Source organism: Rhizobium sp. 05L429 (genome assembly GCF_056397645.1).
Genome location: NZ_JBFTNV010000009.1, coordinates 58,197 through 75,383, shown reverse-complemented (window position 1 = coordinate 75,383; position 17,187 = coordinate 58,197). Strand labels below are relative to the sequence as shown.

At 56.4% G+C, this 17,187-nt stretch carries 16 protein-coding genes; 8 read left to right on the top strand and 8 right to left on the bottom strand.

The window, feature by feature from the left end; genetic code table 11:
- Positions 1–134 precede the first annotated feature (134 nt).
- From leuS to holA, 3 genes are read left to right on the top strand one after another with little or no spacing between them, the layout of a single operon-like run.
- Entirely contained in the window at positions 135–2,765 is a 2,631-nt protein-coding gene (gene leuS, locus AC1DNW_RS11850) for a leucine--tRNA ligase (RefSeq protein WP_477852769.1), read from the top strand.
- Positions 2,755–3,276 (top strand): LPS assembly lipoprotein LptE, encoded by a 522-nt coding sequence (gene lptE / locus AC1DNW_RS11845; RefSeq protein ID WP_113300828.1) that lies wholly within the window; start codon positions 2,755–2,757, stop codon positions 3,274–3,276. The genes leuS and lptE overlap by 11 nt, the downstream gene beginning before the upstream one ends.
- A 12-nt stretch (positions 3,277–3,288) precedes the next feature.
- Positions 3,289–4,332: a DNA polymerase III subunit delta gene (gene holA / locus AC1DNW_RS11840; RefSeq protein ID WP_477852767.1), complete on the top strand. Its 1,044-nt coding sequence runs from the start codon at positions 3,289–3,291 to the stop codon at positions 4,330–4,332.
- Here the strand turns inward: holA and AC1DNW_RS11835 are convergent, their stop codons facing one another.
- From AC1DNW_RS11835 to hemE, 8 genes are all read right to left on the bottom strand, one after another.
- Positions 4,333–5,214, bottom strand: a complete 882-nt coding sequence (locus AC1DNW_RS11835) for a ParB/RepB/Spo0J family partition protein (RefSeq protein WP_113300830.1) — start codon at positions 5,212–5,214, stop codon at positions 4,333–4,335. It lies immediately after the preceding gene.
- A gap of 32 nt (positions 5,215–5,246) precedes the next feature.
- Positions 5,247–6,041 carry a ParA family protein gene (locus AC1DNW_RS11830; protein ID WP_477852765.1) on the bottom strand — a complete coding sequence of 265 codons (795 nt, stop codon included), beginning with the start codon at positions 6,039–6,041 and terminating at the stop codon, positions 5,247–5,249.
- A 19-nt stretch (positions 6,042–6,060) separates the two neighbouring features.
- Positions 6,061–6,678 carry a 16S rRNA (guanine(527)-N(7))-methyltransferase RsmG gene (gene rsmG, locus AC1DNW_RS11825; protein WP_113300832.1) on the bottom strand — a complete coding sequence of 206 codons (618 nt, stop codon included), beginning with the start codon at positions 6,676–6,678 and terminating at the stop codon, positions 6,061–6,063.
- 28 nt (positions 6,679–6,706) lie between these two features.
- On the bottom strand, positions 6,707–8,581 hold the full coding sequence (gene mnmG, locus AC1DNW_RS11820) for a tRNA uridine-5-carboxymethylaminomethyl(34) synthesis enzyme MnmG (protein WP_113310242.1): 1,875 nt from the start codon (positions 8,579–8,581) through the stop codon (positions 6,707–6,709).
- A gap of 66 nt (positions 8,582–8,647) precedes the next feature.
- A complete protein-coding gene (gene mnmE, locus AC1DNW_RS11815) occupies positions 8,648–9,970 on the bottom strand; it encodes a tRNA uridine-5-carboxymethylaminomethyl(34) synthesis GTPase MnmE (RefSeq protein WP_113310243.1) in 1,323 nt (440 codons plus the stop codon).
- 105 nt (positions 9,971–10,075) lie between these two features.
- Positions 10,076–11,341, bottom strand: coding sequence for a transcription termination factor Rho (gene rho, locus AC1DNW_RS11810; protein WP_477852763.1), 1,266 nt, complete (start codon positions 11,339–11,341; stop codon positions 10,076–10,078).
- Positions 11,342–11,538: 197 nt separating this feature from the next.
- Positions 11,539–12,075: a protoporphyrinogen oxidase HemJ gene (gene hemJ, locus AC1DNW_RS11805; protein WP_113310244.1), complete on the bottom strand. Its 537-nt coding sequence runs from the start codon at positions 12,073–12,075 to the stop codon at positions 11,539–11,541.
- The gene (hemE, locus tag AC1DNW_RS11800) at positions 12,075–13,112 is read right to left on the bottom strand and encodes a uroporphyrinogen decarboxylase (protein WP_113300837.1); all 1,038 of its coding nucleotides are present in this window, start codon (positions 13,110–13,112) and stop codon (positions 12,075–12,077) included. Before hemE ends, hemJ begins: the two co-directional genes overlap by 1 nt.
- Before the next feature lie 401 nt (positions 13,113–13,513).
- Between hemE and AC1DNW_RS11795 the strand changes: the two genes are divergently transcribed.
- The 5 genes from AC1DNW_RS11795 to dnaQ are packed head-to-tail and all read left to right on the top strand — an operon-like array spanning position 13,514 to position 17,132.
- The gene (locus tag AC1DNW_RS11795; protein WP_477852760.1) at positions 13,514–14,335 is read left to right on the top strand and encodes a pyruvate, water dikinase regulatory protein; all 822 of its coding nucleotides are present in this window, start codon (positions 13,514–13,516) and stop codon (positions 14,333–14,335) included.
- Positions 14,336–14,368: 33 nt separating this feature from the next.
- A complete protein-coding gene (locus AC1DNW_RS11790) occupies positions 14,369–14,968 on the top strand; it encodes a Maf-like protein (protein ID WP_113310246.1) in 600 nt (199 codons plus the stop codon).
- Positions 14,961–15,818 (top strand): shikimate dehydrogenase, encoded by an 858-nt coding sequence (locus AC1DNW_RS11785; RefSeq protein WP_477852758.1) that lies wholly within the window; start codon positions 14,961–14,963, stop codon positions 15,816–15,818. The genes AC1DNW_RS11790 and AC1DNW_RS11785 overlap by 8 nt, the downstream gene beginning before the upstream one ends.
- Positions 15,818–16,429 carry a dephospho-CoA kinase gene (gene coaE / locus AC1DNW_RS11780; RefSeq protein ID WP_113310248.1) on the top strand — a complete coding sequence of 204 codons (612 nt, stop codon included), beginning with the start codon at positions 15,818–15,820 and terminating at the stop codon, positions 16,427–16,429. The genes AC1DNW_RS11785 and coaE overlap by 1 nt, the downstream gene beginning before the upstream one ends.
- Positions 16,422–17,132, top strand: a complete 711-nt coding sequence (gene dnaQ / locus AC1DNW_RS11775) for a DNA polymerase III subunit epsilon (protein WP_113310249.1) — start codon at positions 16,422–16,424, stop codon at positions 17,130–17,132. The genes coaE and dnaQ overlap by 8 nt, the downstream gene beginning before the upstream one ends.
- Positions 17,133–17,187 lie beyond the last annotated feature (55 nt).

The window sequence follows — 17,187 nt, the reverse complement described above, 5'->3', positions numbered from 1 at the left end:
GCCAAGACTTCTCTCTGCAAAATCGCCTCAAAGCCGAGATCGAACGCATGAAGCGCCCGCAAAACTTGACGCTTGTGTGGTTTCATGGTGAAGGTCTCGACCAACCTCCCCTGATTTTCCGGAAATTCTGATACATGGCCACCGAACGTTACAATCCGCGCGATGCTGAGCCCCGCTGGCAGCAGAAATGGAACGAGGAAAAGGTCTTCGAGACCGACAACTCCGATCCGCGCGAGAAATATTACGTCCTAGAGATGTTCCCTTATCCGTCGGGCCGCATCCACATGGGCCATGTCCGCAACTACGCCATGGGCGACGTCGTGGCGCGCTACAAGCGCGCCCGTGGCTACAACGTCCTCCATCCGATGGGTTGGGACGCTTTTGGCATGCCGGCAGAAAATGCGGCTATGGAGCGCGGCGTCCACCCCGCATCCTGGACCTATCAGAACATCGGCTCGATGAAAGCGCAGCTGAAGGCGATGGGTTTGTCGCTGGATTGGTCGCGCGAATTCGCGACCTGCGATGTCGAATACTATCAGCAGCAGCAGCACCTTTTCCTGGACTTCCTGGAAAAGGGCCTCGTCTACCGCAAGCAGTCCAAGGTGAATTGGGATCCGGTCGACAACACCGTTCTCGCCAATGAACAGGTCATCGACGGCCGGGGCTGGCGTTCCGGCGCGCTGGTCGAACAGCGCGAGCTGACGCAGTGGTTCTTCAAGATCACCGATTTCAGCCAGGACCTGCTGGACGCGCTCGACACGCTCGACCAATGGCCGGAAAWAGTACGCCTGATGCAGAAGAACTGGATCGGTCGCTCCGAAGGTCTGACGATCCGCTGGGAAATCGTTCCGGAAACCGCCCCCGCAGGCGAAACCGAGGTCATAGTCTATACAACGCGCCCGGATACGCTGTTCGGCGCGTCCTTCTTGGCGATCGCTGCCGACCATCCGCTTGCCAAGGAAATAGCGGGCAAGAATCCCGATATCGAAGCCTTCTGTGAAGAATGCCGCCGCGCCGGTACCTCTCTTGCCGCCCTTGAGACGGCCGAAAAGAAGGGCATGGATACCGGTATCCGCGTCAAGCATCCGCTGGATGCTTCCTGGGAGCTGCCGGTCTATGTCGCCAACTTCGTTCTGATGGATTACGGCACGGGCGCCATCTTCGGTTGCCCCTCCGGCGACCAGCGGGATCTGGATTTCGCTCGCAAATATGGCCTGCCGGTCGTTCCGGTTGTCATGCCCAGGGATAGCGATGCCGCAAGTTTCACCGTCGGCGATACCGCCTATGACGGCGAGGGCGTGATGATCAACTCGCGCTTCCTCGATGGCAAGACGACGGACGAAGCCTTCCAGGCCGTTGCCGACAAGCTGTCTTCCTCCTTGCTTGGCAATGCGCCACAAGGCGAACGCAGGGTCAATTTCCGCCTGCGCGACTGGGGCATTTCCCGGCAGCGTTACTGGGGTTGCCCCATCCCGGTCATCCATTGCGATGATTGCGGCGTCATACCGGTTCCGAAGAAGGACCTGCCGGTTAAGCTGCCGCAGGATGTGACTTTCGATCAGCCTGGCAACCCGCTGGACCGCCACCCGACCTGGCGGCACGTCGCCTGCCCGCAATGCGGCAAGGATGCGCGCCGCGAGACGGATACGATGGACACCTTCGTCGATTCGAGCTGGTATTTCACCCGCTTCACGGCACCTTGGGAGAAGCAGCCGACAGATCCGGCTGCGGCCAACCGCTGGCTGCCCGTCGACCAATATATCGGCGGTATCGAACACGCGATCCTGCACCTGCTCTATTCACGTTTCTTCACCCGCGCGATGCGCGAGACCGGCCATGTAGACGTCAAGGAGCCGTTCAAGGGCCTCTTCACGCAGGGCATGGTGGTCCACGAAACCTACAGCCGCGGTGCCGGCATGCACCGCGAATGGATTTCGCCTGCCGACATTCGCATCGAGGAGATCGACGGGAAGCGCTGCGCCTATCTGCTGGAAGGCGGCGAAGAAATCGCAATCGGCTCGATCGAAAAGATGTCGAAGTCGAAGAAGAACGTTGTAGACCCCGACGATATCATCGCCTCATACGGCGCCGATACCGCGCGTTTCTTCGTTCTGTCGGACTCCCCGCCCGATCGTGACGTCATCTGGTCCGAAGCCGGCGTGGAGGGCGCTCATCGCTTCACGCAGCGCCTCTGGCGCCTGGTGTCGGAAGCGGCGGAGGCGCTGTCCACCGTCGAACCCAAGCCGGCACAGGAAGGCGAAGCGCTGGCGATCTCGCAACTCGCCCACAAGACGCTGAAGGCGGTGCAGAACGACTACGACAGGCTCTGGTTTAATAAAGCGGTCGCTCGCATCTACGAACTGGTCAACGCGCTGGGAGGCCCGCTGACGAAGGTTGCAGCCGGGGAGGGCGACGCAGGCTATCGGGCTGCCATCCGAAACGCGGCCGAGATCCTGATCCAGCTCGTTGCGCCCATGACGCCACATCTGGCCGAAGAATGCTGGTTGACCCTTGGCAACAAGGATCTTATCGCCCACGCGGCCTGGCCGGACTACGACGAATCGCTCGTCGTGGAGAACGACGTGATCCTGCCCGTCCAGATCAACGGCAAGAAGCGCGCCGAATTGACAATTTCTCGCGACGCAGATCAAAATGCCGTCACCGAAGCCGTGCTGGAATTGGACGCGGTGAAGAATGTCCTGAACGGTCAGGCACCGAAGAAGATCATCGTGGTTCCACAGAGGATTGTAAACATTGTCGTCTGATTTCGCCCGCAAGCTTGCGCGCCGCGCCGGCATCGTCACGATCCTTGTGTCCACGGCGTTCGTTTCCGCCTGCCAGGTTCGGCCACTCTATTCCGAAAACACCGGGGTTAACGAGAAGCTCGGCTCCGTTGGCTTTTCCGAAGCAGGTACGCGCGTCGGACAGGAAGTTCGCAACCATCTGATCTTCCTGGCTTCACGCGGTGCTGGTGAACCGGACAAGCCCGATTACATGGTTGATATGCAGGTTTCGTCCTACGTTGCCGATACTTTGCTTGTTCAGTCCTCGGATACGTCTCGCGCAGGCCGTGCGACTGTTTCGGTAAGCTACACTTTGCGCACCACCAAAGACGATCAGGTGATCAAGGCTGGCAGACGCGAAGCGACGGCCCTGGTAGACTTTCCAAGTCAGGAATTTGCAAAGCAGCGCGCCATCCGCGATGCCGAAAATCGCGCCGCCAATCAGGCGGCCGAATTCGTGGGAGCGGACCTCGCTGCTGCGCTCAGCCGCTAGGGGAGCGGTGGCGTGGCGGAAATCAAATCCCATGAGTTCGAAGGGTTTCTGCAGAGATCCTCACGCCAGTATCGCATTTATCTGATCTATGGCCCAGACCGCGGGCTTGTTTCTGAGCGCGCGGGCATGATTGCTGGAAAAACGGGAATCGATCAGAATGATCCCTTTTCCGTTACCAAGCTCGATGTCGGCGATCTCCAGAAAGAGCCCGGACGGCTGGTCGATGAAGCCCAGTCCATGGGTCTTTTCGGCGGTGAAAAGCTGATATGGGTGAGGGGTGCTGCAAACGAGAAATACCTCGTCGACGCTATCTCATTTCTATCAGGTGCTTCGCTCGAGGCCGCCAGCATCATCGTTGAAGCAAGTGACCTGAAGAAGGGATCGGCCTTGCGCAAGGCGGTCGAAGCTGCCCGCATCGCCGTCGCCATCCCCTGCTACGCTGACGACGGCCGCGCGTTGAACGCGCTGATAGACAGTGAGCTCGCCCCTGAAGGACTGGGCATTACGCCGGCTGCCAGGCAGGCCCTCGTCATGCTGATTGGCGGCGACAGAATCGCGTCCAGAAATGAGATTCGCAAACTGGCTCTCTATTGCCGCGGCATGGGAACGATTGAAGATCATCACGTTACCGAAATAATCGGTGACGCCAGCGCAATTTCGGTCGATGATGCAGTCGACGCGATATTGAGCGGCAATAGCAATAACTTCCTACACGCGATGCAGAAGATCACCAGTTCCAAAACCTCGGTTTTTCTGGTTCTTCAAGCTTGCCTTCGACAATTCCAGCTTCTCGACACAATGCGCGCGGAGATGGATGAGAAAAGATTGCCGGCAGCGCAAATCATGCAGGCCTTGGGCAGGCATCTTCATTTCCGTCGCAAGCCGATCATAGAACAGGCGCTAAAAACCTGGAGCGCAGACGCCATTTCTCGTGAAACAAAACGTCTGCAGGCAGCCGTACTGCAAACGAGACAACGCCAAATGCTGGAGGATAGCATCGCCCTGCAGACGCTGCTCTCCACGACGCTGCAATCTGGAAGGCGCCCCCAGGCCTGATCAGCGCCGTTCAAGAAGCCGGCAGACTTCCTCGAGCTGCTCCAGGGACTTATAAGAAATCCGGATCTGCCCGCCGCTGGCTTTGTGATTGATGGAGACATCAAGCCCAAGCGTATCCGATAGCGTACGCTCTAAAGCCAACGTATCGGAATCCTTCTGGTTCTTCTGAACGGATACCTGCGGCTCCGACTGGGCTTTGATGTCGTTCTGCGCAAGCTTCTCAGCATCGCGTACTGACATGCCCTTGGAGACGATTGTACGCGCCAATGCGGAGGGATCCGACGTCGAAACCAGTGCGCGGGCATGACCCGCCGAAAGGCTGCCAGCGGCCAGCATATCACGGACAGGTTCCGGCAGTTTCAGCAGGCGCAGGGAATTAGCGACATGGCTTCGGCTCTTGCCGATGATTTCGCCGAGATCGTTTTGGGTGTATCCATACTCGGCTATCAGCTGCTCATAGCCGAGCGCCTCTTCAAGTGCGTTGAGATCGGAACGCTGGACATTCTCAACAATCGCGATTTCCAGCGCCGTCTTATCATCCACGTCCCTGATAATGACAGGGATTTCGATCAAACCTGCAAGCTGGGCGGCACGCCAACGTCTTTCGCCGGCAATGATTTCGTAACGATCCCGGGCGAGTGTCCTAACGACGATCGGCTGCACGATTCCGTGCTGGCGGATCGAACTCGCGAGGTCGTGAAGTTCGGAATCATCAAAGAAACGGCGAGGGTTGCGAGGGTTGCGAGTGACGAACTCGATCGGGATCATCCGGTCGGCGCTCACCGACGGCCGATCTGTTTCAGCAGCGACTGGCTGATCCATTTCGCCTATAAGGGCTGCGAGACCGCGGCCCAGCCGTCTTTTTGATGTATCGTCATTCATGTCTAAACTCGCCTACTGTGTCATACACTCTTTCAAGCTGCCAGTCTTTGCCGCTCCCGCTGGATAACTTCGGATGCAAGCTGCAGATAGGCTTGGCTACCGGCGCATTTAAGATCGTAGAGAATTGYCGGTTTACCATATGAGGGTGCTTCGGAGACACGGACATTCCGCGGGATGAGCGTGTGATACACCTTCTCACCAAGGTGGGTCCGAACATCGTTGACGACCTGCTGCGCCAGATTGTTGCGAGCGTCGAACATCGTCAACACAATGCCCTGGATATCCAACTGCGGATTGACTGTTCGACGGACCTGATTAACGGTCTCCAGAAGCTGGCTCAAGCCTTCAAGCGCGAAGAACTCGCACTGCAACGGCACCAGCACAGAATGAGCTGCCGCCATGGCGTTCATCGTCAAGAGATTGAACGAAGGTGGGCAGTCGAGAAGAATATAAGAAAAGGCCAGAGCTTCAGAGGAAGACAATGCCTTCCTGAGCTTGAAGACGCGATCGCTGTCCTGGGAGATTTCCATCTCGACACCGAGCAGATCCATCGTCGACGGAATGATGAAAAGATTAGGAACAGCCGTTTCAAGCGCGGTCTGAGCGACACCAGCTTCCCCCACCATCAAATCATAAGAGGAAAGCTTACGATTGCGGCGGTCGATTCCCAAACCAGTGCTTGCATTGCCTTGTGGGTCCAAATCGATAATTAGAACCCGCTCGCCGATGGCAGCGAGAGCGGTGGCCAAATTGATCGCGGTGGTCGTTTTCCCCACGCCACCTTTTTGATTTGCTATGGTGATAATCCGATTACGTTCGCCAGCCATTGCCGCATTATCCAATTTGTTAAAACAAGCGCTGGAGCTTCGATATTTCGAGAATTACAGAATCTTGCTCAACAGCGCTATTATGTTCTAGCAGATCGAAGACCCAGCGACCACGCGCTTTCTGGGTTTCCCTCTGGTAATCCCGCCCTTTGTGAAAAAAAGCGCGGGTATTTTCCTTACCGACCATCCAGGGCGCAGCATATTCGATCAGCTTATCGAGATCAGCCAGTGCACGGGCGGAAATGGCATCGCAAGCGGGTATTGCCGCTGCTGCATCCTCGATTCTGATCGCATGCACCTCGCCTCGTGCGCCGGTTTCTCGCAGAGCGGTTCGCAGAAATGCTGCCTTCTTATTATTGCTTTCCACCATATGGACCCAGCCACCCTGCTGCTCAGCCAGAAAGATCGCCGTAATTATGCCGGGAAAGCCACCGCCGCTTCCAAGATCGACCCAGTTTTGAGGGTGAGGGGAGATTTGGAATATCTGAGCACTATCTGAGATATGCCGGCTCCACATATCCCCCATGGTCGATGGAGCCACAAGGTTGATCGCCTTGGCCCATTTCGTGAAGAGATCAGCGAAATGCTGTAGCCGTTCCTGTGTTTCACGTGAAACACGCAATCCGTTTAATTCCATTCCAGCCGACTCTCAAACCGTGCAGTCACTACGCAACATGCTTACCGCCGTCCGGGCGACGACGAATATGCACCAACAAGAGGGAAATTGCCGCTGGCGTCATGCCATCCACTTTCATAGCTTGCGCGATATTCGAAGGCTTTTGGGCGCCAAGCTTGTTTTTCAGCTCGTTTGAAAGTCCCGATAGTGTGCTGTAATCAAAGCCATCGGGGATCAATCGATTCTCGTCTCGACGTTGTATCTCGATAGCAGTTGCCTGGCGATCCATATAAACCGAGTAGCTCGCCTCAATCTCTAGTGCTTCCGCCACCCTTTTGGAGAAAGAGCCTAGGTCGTTCCACACTCTGACCAGGTCCCCCAGGCCATACTCGGGGTAGGAAAGAAGTTCATAGGCGCTACGGCGCTGACCATCCAGGTTTAGATTAAGACCAGCTTTGCGGGCTTCGGTAGGCGTCACCGCCAACGACTGAAGCAGCGACCGGCCGCTATCGAGCATCTCCCGATAGTCGGTAAACCGCTTGTTTCGCTCAGCGGAAATACATCCAAGCTCAAGTGCAACCGGCGTAAGCCGTGCATCGGCGTTGTCTGCGCGAAGAGTCAACCGATATTCCGCGCGTGAAGTGAACATTCGATACGGTTCCGTAACACCGCGCGATGTCAGATCATCAATCATCACACCGATATAGGAGTTGGTGCGACTGAAGACAAAGGGCGCTGAGTTGCTGCTCGAAAGTGCCGCGTTAAGGCCAGCCGCGAGCCCTTGCGCACCAGCTTCCTCGTAGCCCGTTGTCCCATTAATCTGGCCGGCCAGAAAAAGACCCGGAAGCTTCTTGACCTCCAATGTGGCCGACAGCTCCCGCGGATCAACGTGGTCATATTCAATGGCGTAGCCGGGGTGCAGAATCTCTACGCGTTCGAGGCCGGGAATTGTATGGATGAACGCCGCCTGCACGTCGGCGGGAAGCGAGGTAGAAATCCCGTTCGGGTAAACGGTATCGTCATCCAGCCCCTCTGGCTCCAGGAATATCTGATGACCGTCTCTCTCCCCAAACTTAACAAGCTTGTCCTCAATMGAAGGGCAATAACGAGGGCCAACACCTTCGATCTGCCCTGAATACATCGCCGATTTTTGCAGATTCTCGACGATGATACGATGCGTTGCCTCGGTCGTCCGCGTCACGCCGCACTCGACCTGCGGATTCACAATGCGATCCGTCATGAAAGAAAAGGGGACCAGTTCCTCATCCGCCGCCTGGCGCCCGACCGAATCCCAATCGATCGTCTTTCCACTTAGCCGCGCAGGAGTTCCGGTCTTCAGTCGACCCAACTTCAGGCCCAATCGACCAAGTGTCGCTGAAAGTCCAGTCGAAGGCGGCTCTCCAGTGCGGCCTGCGGGAGTCTTTTCACTTCCGATATGGATCAGGCCCCGCAGAAACGTTCCTGTGGTAATGACAACCGAAGGGCTCGAGAAGAGCCTCCCATCCTGCATTATTACGCCAGCGACTCGATTTTCCTTCACATCGAGATCGAACGCATCGCCCTCGACAACTTCAAGGTTCGCGATGGATTCAATCGCCTCCAGCATCGCCAGGCGGTAGAGCTTTCGATCCGCCTGCGTGCGTGGACCGCGAACCGCTGCACCCTTTTTCTTATTCAGCATCCGGAATTGAATGCCGGCAGCATCAGCGATTCGGCCCATAAGGCCATCCATGGCGTCGATCTCACGAACCAGATGTCCCTTACCCAGACCGCCAATGGCCGGGTTGCAGGACATGACACCTATCGTATCGCGTCGATGCGTGATCAAAGCGGTTTTTGCACCCATCCGCGCCGCAGCCGCAGCTGCTTCGGATCCAGCGTGACCACCGCCGATTACTATCACATCAAAATTATTGGCGCTCATGCGCAACTCCACAAAAGGTTTCACGTGAAACTATTCGCGACCTCGACGAATATTGTTCCACGTGAATCATTTTCCGACACAGAATTCCGAGAAGATCACGCCAAGAAGATCCTCAACGTCAACCCGTCCGGTAATACGCCCCAGATGATCGCCTGCAAGTCTTAAAGACTCCGCTCTGATCTCCAAGCTCTGGCCCGTCTGATCAATCGCCATCGACAAAGCACTCAAACATTCAAAGAGCGAATTTCTGTGTCGCTGCCTGGTGGGTACAGACAAAGACAATCCTCCGAACTTCTGCTCGATGAAGGAAGAAACAAAGCTCCGAAGCTCGAGTAGGCCGTCACCCGTCACTGTCGAAATTTGAAGGTCATATAAGGCAGCGGAAGGATATAGGTCTCGCTTGGTGCCGACAATAACATGCGACGATGCTCGCTCCAAGTCGGAAGGATCTATCGGCGATGGAGATCCCATATCCGCCAAAAAGACGACGAGATCGGCATTGCCCAACGCAACATGTGCTCTCCTGACGCCTTCCTGCTCGACGATATCGGCTGTCTCTCGTAACCCCGCGGTGTCGTAGAGCCTCACCAGATAGCCGTTCAGATTGATATCAACATGGAGCACATCGCGTGTCGTACCGGCGATATCAGTGACGATTGCCACGTCCCGTTGAGCAAACCAGTTCATCAAGCTGGACTTGCCTGCATTTGGGGCGCCCGCAATGACAATCTTAAAACCGTCGCGGACAATCTCTCCTACTGCGGCATGGGAAACATGATTCTCTATCTGCCCGCGCAGCTCCATTAACGACGCCCAGACCTGGTCGGAAACAGATCCGGGGATGTCATCCTCGTCCGGAAAATCAAGTTCCGCTTCGATCAGAGCGCGAGAGCGCGTAATTCGTTCCGCCCACGAATCGTATAGGCGCGACAAACCACCTAAGCTCTGCTCGAGCGCCAAACGACGCTGCATTTCGGTCTCGGCCGCGATTAGGTCCGCTAAACCTTCGACTTCAACAAGATCAAGCTTGCCGTTTTCGAATGCGCGACGACTAAACTCGCCTTCCATTGCTAGCCGGGTCCCGGGAAATGTTGCCAATTCGCCCAAGAGAGCCGATATGACCGCTCTTGAACCATGTATCTGGAATTCCACAGAGTCTTCACCGGTGAAAGAAGCTGGACCAGGAAAGAAAAGGACCAGTCCGGCGTCGATCGGCAAACCGTTCCGAGTCCGAATCGTTCGATAAGCAGCATTTCGCGGTGACGGGATCTCCCCGATCAGTCTCTGAAGGATTTCCTGGCTCTGTGCTCCACTGACACGAACGACAGATACGCCTGACGGAGGAGCACCGCTGGAGAGAGCGAATATGGTGTCGTTCCACATTTCCATATTGTGTGCGGCCTATCGGTTCGTTTCCGAATCAATTCAAAACAGAAAAGGCTGGCGGTCGCACGAACGACTCACCAGCCTCGATCCGAAGAATCCGGCTAATAATCAGGTATTCATCGACTCGAAGAAGTCACCATTATTCTTCGTCTGCTTCAGCTTGTCGATAAGGAATTCGATCGCATCGGTCGTGCCCATCGGGGCAAGGATACGACGGAGAACGAAGATCTTCTGCAGATCCTGACGGGGAACCAGCAGGTMTTCCTTACGTGTGCCGGACTTGAGAATATCCATTGCCGGGAAGATACGCTTGTCCGCGACCTTACKATCAAGAACGATTTCCGAGTTGCCGGTACCCTTGAACTCTTCGAAGATGACTTCGTCCATACGGCTGCCGGTGTCGATCAGAGCCGTCGCAATGATGGTCAGTGAACCACCTTCTTCGATGTTACGTGCCGCACCGAAGAAGCGCTTCGGGCGCTGCAGCGCATTTGCGTCAACACCACCGGTCAGAACCTTGCCAGAAGAAGGTACGACCGTATTGTAGGCTCTGCCAAGGCGCGTGATCGAGTCGAGCAGGATGACAACATCGCGGCCATGTTCCACGAGCCGCTTAGCCTTTTCGATCACCATCTCGGCGACCTGAACGTGGCGGACGGCCGGCTCGTCGAATGTGGAAGAAATGACTTCGCCGCGGACCGACCGCTGCATGTCCGTGACTTCTTCCGGGCGTTCATCGATCAATAGAACAATCAGATAGCATTCCGGATGGTTCGCGGTAATTGAGTGAGCGATGTTCTGCAAGAGAACCGTTTTGCCCGTACGCGGCGGAGCAACGATCAGGCCGCGCTGGCCCTTGCCGAGAGGCGCCACGAGATCGATCACGCGAGGCGAAAGATCCTTGGTGGTCGGGACATCCAGTTCCATCTTGAAGCGCTCGTTCGGATAGAGCGGCGTCRGATTGTCGAAGTGAACCTTGTGACGGATCTTTTCCGGATCGTCGAAGTTGATTGTGTTGACCTTCAGGAGCGCAAAATAACGTTCGCCCTCTTTCGGACCGCGGATCGGACCCTCGACAGTATCGCCGGTCTTCAGCGAGAAGCGGCGGATCTGGGACGGGGAGATGTAGATATCGTCAGGACCGGGAAGATAGTTAGCATTTGCCGAGCGCAGGAACCCGAAACCATCCTGCAGGACTTCAACGACGCCTTCGCCGATGATTTCGATGTCCTGGCTGGCAAGAACCTTGAGGATTGCAAACATGAGCTCCTGCTTGCGCATCGTGCTCGCATTCTCGACCTCGAGCGATTCGGCGAAAGCCAGAAGATCCGTCGGGGATTTACTCTTAAGTTCCTGAAGCTTCATTTCAGCCATGAAGTGACCAATACTCGTTATTTTATAAGGGGAAAGGCGATGTTGGGTCGTTTTCGGTACTGCGAAAGGGCTCGCAGGCGACTGAACTCTACACACATGCCACGAAGATGAGGTGGCCGGAAAATAGCGAGTCAGAACCCCGCCCGCAAGGGGGCTGCTTAAAATGACTGAAATTTAACTTCAGCAACTCCTGGGCTTCAAAAAGGCTTCACCACCACCAGGATGACGATGAGGATCATCAGGGCCGTTGGCGCTTCATTCATGAAGCGCCAGTAACGCGCCGAACGACGGTTTTCATCCCGCTCGAAGGCCAGCACAGCCCTGCTGAAAAAGACATGCACGATTGTCAGGAGAACAACCAGTCCGATCTTTGCATGCAGCCACCCGCCCTGGAAATCATAAACCGACCAGGCAAGATAAAGGCCCAAGATCCAGGTCAGCATCATCGCCGGGTTCATGATGATCTTGAGCAACCGGCGTTCCATCACCTTGAAGGTCTCGGATTGAATCGAACCGGGTTCTGCATCCGTGTGGTAGATGAAAAGGCGGGGCATGTAGAAAAGCCCGGCCATCCACGAGATCACGGCGATGATATGCAGCGCCTTGATCCAGAGATAGAGATTGTCGGGGTTCCAGACGAAGAGGCCGACTGCAAGAAGAGCGAAAAAGGCGAGCGCAAAATGGGCACGCCGGCGGGCATAGGCACCCGGTTTTTGATCCGTCTGCTTTTCCATCACGCAACCCCAGCGCCACGCACGCGCTCGACAAGCAGGCGCACATTCTCCGGGTCCGCCTGTGGCGTAATGCCATGACCGAGATTGAAGATCAGCGGCCCGTTTCCAAGCGCCTGAAGAATATCATCGATACCATCCTCAAGCGAACGGCCGCCCGCCACGACACGCATCGGATCGAGATTGCCTTGAACCGGTCCGTCCTTCTGCAGCTCGGCCGCAAAGGCAAGCGGGACCGACCAATCGAGCCCGATCGCATCTGCGCCCGTCTTCTGCCGATAGGTCTTCAGCTGGTAGCCGGCACCTTTGGCAAAGGCGATGATCCGCGCTTGCGGTCGCTGCGCCTTGATCGAAGCAATCATGCGGGCAACCGGACGGATAGCAAAGGCTTCGAATTCCCTCTCGCCAAGAACGCCGGCCCAGGAATCGAAGATCTGGACTGCATCGGCGCCGGCATCGATCTGCGCCACGAGATAGTCGGCGGAGACATCGGCAAGCAGCATCAACAAATGCTCGAACGCGCGCGGATGCTTGTAGGCGAACAGACGGGCAGGCGCCTGGTCCGGGGTGCCGTGACCGGCAATCATATAGGTCGCAACCGTCCAGGGAGCGCCACAGAAGCCGAGGAGCGTCGTCTCTGGAGGAAGCTCGTCCCTCAGACGCTTCACCGTCTCCAGGACTGGCTGCAGATAATCGACGACATATTCTCCATCCAGTCCGGCGATGCCTGTCTCATCGATCGGATCCATTTCCGGACCATGCCCTTCGGTAAAGCGCACATTGCGCTTCATCGCATCAGGGATGACCAGGATATCGGAAAACAAGATGGCTGCGTCAAAGCCATAGCGCCGTATCGGCTGAAGCGTGACCTCCACCGCATAGTCGGGCGAATAACAGAGATCGAGGAAACTTCCTGCCTTGGCGCGTGTTTGCCTGTATTCCGGCAGATAACGACCTGCCTGCCTCATCAACCAGAGGGGAGGGGGCGTGAGGGTCTCACCATCGAGAACCCGCATAATTTTCCGGCGCGTTTCGCTCAAGCGCTTCTTCCCTATAAAAAATCAAAGATATTTTAAAAGGTTTCTATTTCTTAGAGTCGGTGTCTATCAAGGATTAAAATCCATCCACCGCCGACGCCAATTGTCACGCAGCCCGGAACAACTCGAATAAAAAATCGCCTATCGTTTCAAAAACTATGGAAAATTCGAATCCTGAAAAGATTCCAGAGGCTTCGTCGACACCGGTTTGAAACCCACTCTGTGGATAGACTGTGGATGAATGTAGGACATATCGATATCGTCCCCGTCATCCACAAGCATCGAAGATATGACATCGCAAAAACCCGAATGTGGATAAGGAGGCAGGTTTTCCCTTGCCTCGGTCCACCCCGGCCCATTAGCTCTTCGCCATCCAGTCTTTTCAACAGGTGACGGAAAATAGCGTGGAGAACAGAACGAACTTCTTCCATCTGCATCTGATTTCTGACTCAACGGGAGAGACTCTCATCTCTGCCGGCCGCGCTGCATCGGCGCAATTCAAGTCCAGCCAGCCAATCGAACATGTCTATCCGCTGATCCGGAATCGCAAACAGCTGATGCCGGTCCTCCAGGCGATCGACAATGAGCCCGGCATCGTGCTCTACACAATCGTTGACCGGGAACTCGCAACCCTCATCGATGAGCGTTGCGCAGAGATGGGCGTGGCATCGGTCAATGTGCTGGAGCCGGTCATTGGTGMATTCCAGATCTATCTTGGTGCGCCATCGAGGCGCCGTGTCGGCGCACAGCACGTCATGAACGCCGGATACTTCGCCCGTATCGAAGCCCTGAACTTCACCATGGATCATGACGACGGTCAGGTGCATGAGGATTACAATGAGGCTGATGTCGTCATCGTCGGCATCAGTCGTACGTCAAAAACGCCGACTAGCATCTATCTCGCAAACCGCGGCATCAAGACAGCGAACATACCGATCGTCTATGGCGTGCCTTTGCCGGAGGGTTTGCTGACTGCGACCAAACCTCTTGTCGTGTGCTTGATCGCCACCACCGACCGTATTTCTCAAGTTCGCGAAAATCGTCTGCTCGGAACGACACCCGGTTTCGACCGCGAGCACTATACCGATCGCGCGGCAATCTCGGAGGAGCTGAAATATGCGCGCTCCCTCTGCGCCCGGCATAACTGGCCGATGATCGACGTGACGCGACGCTCGATAGAGGAAACGGCAGCGGCCATCGTTGCCCTGCGGCCGAAGCTGCGTTAAGCGCTGAACAACTGAATCGCTGCCGAGGAATTAATGACACCGAAGCTCGTTCTTGCATCGTCGAGCCCGTTCCGGCGGATGCTGATGGAAAATGCCGGTCTGGTTTTCGAAGCGCATGCCGCCCAAATCGACGAACGGGCAATCGAGGCTCGGCTGGAAAAATCGGGCGCAACGCCGGATGAGGTKGCACTCGTTCTCGCGGAAGCAAAGGCGAACGACGTMAGCCGGCGCTTCAGTGGCGCGCTAATCATCGGCTCGGACCAGACAATGTCGCTCGGTCCCCAGGTCTTTCACAAGCCGAAGGATATGGCTGATGCTGCCAATCATCTCCGTGTACTCGCGGGTAAGACGCATCGCCTGAACAGCGCAATCGCAATTGTCCGGAACGAAGAAGTCTTGTGGCGGCATGTTGCACATGCCGTACTGACGATGCGCCCGCTGACAGATGATTTCATCACGCGTCATCTGCAGCGCGTCGGTACAAAGGCATTGGCGAGTGTCGGTGCCTATCAGCTGGAGGGGGAGGGGATCCAGCTGTTCGAGAAGATCGACGGCGATTATTTCACGATCCTCGGCCTGCCGATGTTACCCCTTCTTGCAAAACTCCGGGAACTGGAAGCGATCGATGGATGATTCACGTGAAACACATGGGCCGAAAGCGTTTGTCACTGGCTTTCCCGTCAAGCACTCGCGCTCGCCATTGATCCATGGCCATTGGCTGAAAACGCTCGATCTGCCTGGCAGCTACCGAGCCCATGAGGTCGCTCCGGAAGCCTTTGCGGATTTCATCACTTCCTTGCGGGATGGCAGCGCCGGTTTTGTCGGCGGCAACGTCACGATCCCTCACAAGGAATTGGCCTTCAAACTTGCCGACCGGCCGGACGAGCTCTCGGKCGAACTCGGCGCATCGAATACGCTTTGGMTGGAGGACGGAAGACTTCTTGCCACCAACACCGACGGTCGCGGTTTCACCGCCAATCTCGACGAACGCCACCCCGGCTGGGACGGTCATGATAAGGTCGTTGTCTTCGGCGCCGGCGGCGCAAGCCGTGCGGTCATCCAGGCCGTCCGTGACCGTGGCTTCAGAGAAATCCACGTCGTCAATCGCACCGTCGAGCGAGCGAGAGAACTGGCCGATCGCTTCGGTTCGAAGGTCCATGCTCATCCCACAGCCGCACTTGGTGAAGTCATGAAAGGCGCGGGGCTGTTCATCAACACCACATCTCTCGGGATGGATGGCGAGGCAGCGCCCGTGATCGACTTCTCGCCGCTGGCCTCGGATGCCGTGGTCACCGACATTGTCTACGTGCCGCTGAAAACACCGATCCTCGCCCAGGCGGAGGAACAAGGTTTCGCCATCGTCGATGGTCTCGGTATGCTGCTGCATCAGGCCGTGCCGGGGTTTGAAAAATGGTTTGGCAAACGGCCGGTCGTCGATGAAACGCTGCGCGCGCTGATCATCGCGGATATGGAAAAACACTGATGCTGAAGATCGGCCTCACCGGCTCCATCGGAATGGGCAAGTCGACGACGGCGAAGCTCTTTGCCGAAGCCGGTGTCGCGGTCAACGATTCCGATGCTGTCGTCCATGATCTCTATGCCGGCGAGGCAGCTCCCCTGGTCGATGCCGCATTTCCCGGCACGATGAAAAACGGTGCCGTTGACCGTCAGGAACTTGGCCGACAGCTCGCGCAGAATCCTGACGGTTTCAAACGGCTCGAACAGATCGTTCATCCGCTGGTGCGCAAGCGCGAAAGTGAATTCCTGGACCGGCAGCAGCAGGCGGGCGTGGACATGGTGCTGCTCGATATCCCCCTGCTTTTCGAAACCGGCGCCGAGCAAAGGGTCGACGCCATCGTCGTCGTCAGCGCCAATCCACAGATTCAGCGTGAAAGAGTGCTTGCGCGTCCGAACATGACGGAGGAGAAATTTAATATGATTCTCTCCCGTCAGACGCCCGATGCGGAAAAACGCCGGCGAGCTGACTATATCGTGGATACCAGCCACGAAATTGAGGCGGCAAGAAAGCAGGTGGCTGAGATCATCGCCGACCTGAAAAGACGGATAGCGAAGGAAGAAGCCCCGCATGCGTGAGATCATTTTCGATACGGAAACCACCGGCCTCGATAACCGCACGGACCGCATCATCGAAATCGGCGGCATCGAACTCTTCAATCATTTTCCGACAGGAAGGACGATCCACCTTTTCGTCAATCCGGGCGATCAGAAAGTTCATCCTGACGCGCTTGCCGTTCATGGCATCACAGACGAATTCCTGAAGGACAAGCCGCCTTTTGCCGATGTCGTCGAGCAGATCCTGGAATTCTTCGGCGATGGCAAATGGATCGCCCACAACGCTACCTTCGATATGGGCTTCATCAACTCCGAACTAGCCAGGATCAGCTTGCCGCCAATCTTGCCGGATCGCGTTATCGATACCCTGTCGCTTGCCCGTCGCAAGCATCCGATGGGTCCGAATTCGCTGGATGCTCTCTGCCGTCGTTATGGCATCGACAACTCGCACCGTACGAAACACGGCGCCCTTCTCGACTCCGAACTTCTCGCCGAAGTTTATATCGAGATGATCGGCGGCCGGCAGACAGCACTCGGTCTTGCCGGTCCCGCGAGACAGCGCGCTGATGATGTCTCGGTGGAAGAGGTTGTGATCGCCGCCATCATCGAGCGGCCACGGCCGCTGGCGCCGCGATTGAGCGAAGCGGAGGCCGAGGCCCACGACACCCTGATCGCCAAGCTTGGTCAGAAGGCGGTCTGGTCGAAATACGATCAGCTCAACTGAAAACAAAAATGCCCGGGCAAAACCCGGGCATTTGAATTTGAGTGCCTGTGAGACC